Below are 3592 nucleotides of genomic sequence, written 5' to 3'. Positions count from 1 at the left end.
CACTTCACCCTCTTCTTCGGCGTACATCAACGGACCGAGTTTTTCCGACAAGCCCCACTTGGTCACCATGTTCCGTGCAATCTGGCTGGCACGCATGATGTCGTTGGACGCCCCTGTAGTGACGCCATCGAAGCCCAGAGTCATTTCTTCAGCAATACGGCCGCCGTAGAGCGAGCAGATCTGGCTGATCAACGCACGCTTGGACAGGCTGTAACGATCTTCTTCCGGCAGGAACATGGTCACACCCAGCGCACGACCGCGCGGGATGATAGAGACCTTGTAGACCGGGTCATGCTCAGGCACGACGCGACCAACGATAGCGTGGCCTGCTTCGTGATAAGCGGTGTTCTGCTTTTCTTTCTCGGACATGACCATGGATTTGCGCTCGGCGCCCATCATGATCTTGTCTTTCGCCAGTTCGAACTCTTTCATTTCAACGATGCGCTTGCCGGCACGGGCTGCGAACAAGGAAGCCTCGTTCACCAGGTTAGCCAGGTCAGCACCGGAGAAACCAGGTGTACCGCGAGCGATTACCGCCGGAGCGACGTCGTCACCCATTGGCACTTTGCGCATGTGAACCTTCAGAATCTGTTCGCGACCACGAATGTCTGGCAGACCCACCACAACCTGACGGTCGAAACGGCCTGGACGCAACAACGCCGGGTCCAATACGTCCGGACGGTTGGTAGCAGCAATGACGATGATGCCGTCATTCATTTCGAAGCCGTCCATCTCTACCAGCAACTGGTTGAGAGTCTGCTCGCGCTCATCGTGACCGCCGCCCATACCGGCGCCACGGTGGCGACCAACGGCGTCGATTTCATCGATGAAGATGATGCAGGGCGCGTGCTTCTTGGCCTGTTCGAACATGTCCCGAACACGGCTGGCACCGACACCGACAAACATTTCAACGAAGTCAGAACCGGAGATGGTGAAGAACGGCACTTTCGCTTCGCCGGCAATCGCCTTGGCCAGCAAGGTTTTACCGGTACCCGGAGGACCGACCATCAGCACGCCGCGAGGAATACGACCGCCCAGGCGCTGGAATTTGCCCGGATCCCGGAGGAACTCGACCAACTCGCCGACTTCTTCCTTGGCTTCATCGCAACCGGCAACGTCACCCAAGGTTGTTTTCACCTGATCTTCGGAGAGCAGACGCGCCTTGCTCTTGCCGAAGCTCATTGGCCCACCCTTACCGCCTGCTCCACCCTGCATCTGCCGCATGAAGAACATGAACACGGCGATGATCACCAGGATCGGGAAGCTTGCGACCAGGAGTTGAGTCCAGATGCTTTGCTGTTCAGGCTGCTTGCCTTCGACCACGACGTGGTTGTCCACGAGGTCGCCGATCAGACCGTTGTCCTGGATCGCCGGACGAATGGTCTTGAAGCTGTCGCCATCGGTGCGTTTACCGGTTATCACGTAGCCGTCAACCGCTACGCGCTCGACCTTGCCATCCTTGACCTGCTGGATGAAGTCGGAATAGTTGAGGGTCTGCGGCTCGTTAGGGCTGGAGAAGTTGTTCATCACTGTCACCAGGACAGCCGCGATGATCAACCACAGGATCAGATTCTTTGCCATATCGTTCAATTAACTACCCTCTGAAGCAAGCTCCGCTAATGGCGCGCGCTTCGCATGATATTCACCGGCCTAACTTACTACATTACCTACGGCTCTGGCAGGCGCCGTCTGTAACCCTTTGTGAAACACTTTCTACACAATATTCGCAAATGCTCACGGGGCGAAATATGAAAAACCTATCGCCCCGCCAAAAAACCTCGTTTTACTCACTACGCCCGAGGTAACCCCAAGCCAGCATGTATTGCTCGCGGGAACTGCCACGAGAAGAATCTGGCTTGATCATCTGGATTTTGTCGAATTTCCGACGAGCATCCTTCAGGTAAACATCAAACCCTTCGCCCTGAAAAATCTTGATCACGAAATTACCACCCGGCTTGAGTATCCGTTCCGCCAAATCAAGCGCCAGCTCGCAAAGAAACATGGCTTTTGGCATGTCCACTTCAGGCGTACCACTCATATTGGGGGCCATATCGGAAATCACAAGGTCCACCTGCGAATTACCCACGGCTTCAAGGATCTGCGCGAGCACTTTATCCTCGGTGAAGTCACCCTGGATGAAAGTCACGTCCGGAATGCTGTCCATTTCCAGAATGTCCGAGGCGATCAGACGCCCCTCACCACCGATCAGACGGCTAGTCACTTGCGACCAACCCCCGGGCGCCGCACCCAGGTCGACAACGGTCATGCCGGGACGGATCAGCTTGTATTTCTCCTGGACCTCCAGAAGTTTGTAACTCGCACGCGAGCGGTAGCCATCCTTCTGCGCCTGCTTCACATAGGGATCGTTGACATGTCTTTTCAGCCAACCAAGGCTTGTCTTGGAACGCGCCATTGGGCACCTCGATGATAAGGGTCGTGATTAGTTGGGCGGATCCACGAGCCCTCGGGTAAAATGGCCGCCATTTTACAGAATCCAGACGAAAGGGTCAGATTATGCCGCTCACTCAAGAGCAGAAGAAACAGTACAAATCCATTGGCCACCATCTGAAACCAGTTTTGATTGTGGCTGACAACGGTTTGACTGAAGGTGTATTAGCCGAACTTGAACGCGCTCTGGCGGATCACGAGCTGATTAAAATCAAGCTCAATATCCTCGATCGCGAATCGCGCCTGGCGTCCATTGCAGAGCTCTGCAAGGTCGGCAAAGCGGATCTGGTTCAGGTCATCGGCAAGATGGCACTGATTTACCGCAAGAACTTCAGCGTCAACAAGCAGCTGTCGAACGTCCATCGCTTCAAGTGATGACAAGGGTCAAGGGTGTGCTTCGCGCACCCTGCCGCTCCCTCCCGGCACCGGTTGCAACACCAGCACCAGCCCAGAAAACCCCAAGACCAGATAGCTGAACATCTGCCAACGTACCGCATCTGGCCAACCGAAGCGCACTGCGAAAAACATCGCACACGCATACAGCGCCATCATCAGCAGTTGCCCGCGAATATCGCGCCATAGACTGGCAAGGCCCTCGGCCTGTACCAGCACCAAAGCCTGAAAAATTACGCACGCTGCGGCAAATCCCACCATCAGCGCATTCAGCATGCCTGCAATTTCGTCGATCAGCAGCGGCGCCAGACCTACTCGACCCAACGCCGGCACCAGACCAATGTGTAACAGCCACAGACCGCCGACCCACAACATCTGGGCCAGCTGCCAAACCATGGCGCCCGCACGTAGCGGGCGCATGCCTTTAGATGTGGCGGACTTCGACAATCTCGTACTCGATCACGCCACCCGGCGTTTTCACGGAAACCACATCACCCTCTTCCTTGGCAATCAAGGCGCGGGCCAGTGGCGAACCGACGGAAATCTTGCCGAGTTTGAAATCAGCCTCGTCCTCACCCACGATGTGGTAAGTGACGCGCTCATCGGTCTCGACGTTGGCGATTTCAACGGTGGTGCCGAAAATCACTTTGCCGGTGTGAGGAATGGTAGTGACGTCGATGATGACCTGATTCTGAATCCGGCCTTCGATGTCACGAATCCGCGCCTCGACCATCCCCTGCTGCTCACGAGC

5 protein-coding genes are annotated in these 3592 nt (G+C 55.9%); 1 reads left to right on the top strand and 4 read right to left on the bottom strand.

From position 1 onward, the window contains the following. Positions 1-1581 (bottom strand): ATP-dependent zinc metalloprotease FtsH (gene ftsH, locus AC1DRJ_RS21745; protein WP_477803955.1); only part of this gene is annotated, 1581 nt, incomplete at its 3' end. Between the two features lie 202 nt (positions 1582-1783). Further along, entirely contained in the window at positions 1784-2413 is a 630-nt protein-coding gene (gene rlmE / locus AC1DRJ_RS21740; RefSeq protein WP_477803953.1) for a 23S rRNA (uridine(2552)-2'-O)-methyltransferase RlmE, read from the bottom strand. Between the two features lie 101 nt (positions 2414-2514). On the opposite strand from rlmE, the gene AC1DRJ_RS21735 reads away from it, so the two are divergent. Continuing rightward, positions 2515-2823, top strand: a complete 309-nt coding sequence (locus tag AC1DRJ_RS21735) for a YhbY family RNA-binding protein (protein ID WP_007942889.1) — start codon at positions 2515-2517, stop codon at positions 2821-2823. A 9-nt stretch (positions 2824-2832) separates the two neighbouring features. Here the strand turns inward: AC1DRJ_RS21735 and AC1DRJ_RS21730 are convergent, their stop codons facing one another. After that, complete coding sequence (locus AC1DRJ_RS21730) at positions 2833-3237, bottom strand: MFS transporter (RefSeq protein WP_477803954.1); 405 nt, start codon at positions 3235-3237, stop codon at positions 2833-2835. 28 nt (positions 3238-3265) lie between these two features. Continuing rightward, positions 3266-3592, bottom strand: a 327-nt coding sequence (gene greA / locus AC1DRJ_RS21725; protein WP_477803952.1) for a transcription elongation factor GreA, incomplete at its 5' end; no start/stop codon positions are given.

Source organism: Pseudomonas sp. P5_B2, from assembly GCF_056400445.1.
The sequence above is the reverse complement of the archived record's forward strand: the minus strand, read 5'-3'. Positions and strand labels throughout refer to the sequence as shown.

Bases quoted from the DNA above. Each gene is read 5' to 3' on its own strand.
- AC1DRJ_RS21735 (WP_007942889.1), top strand. From the start codon at position 2,515: ATGCCGCTCACTCAAGAGCAGAAGAAACAGTACAAATCCATTGGCCAC.
- AC1DRJ_RS21730 (WP_477803954.1), bottom strand. From the start codon at position 3,237: ATGGTTTGGCAGCTGGCCCAGATGTTGTGGGTCGGCGGTCTGTGGCTG.
- rlmE (WP_477803953.1), bottom strand. From the start codon at position 2,413: ATGGCGCGTTCCAAGACAAGCCTTGGTTGGCTGAAAAGACATGTCAAC.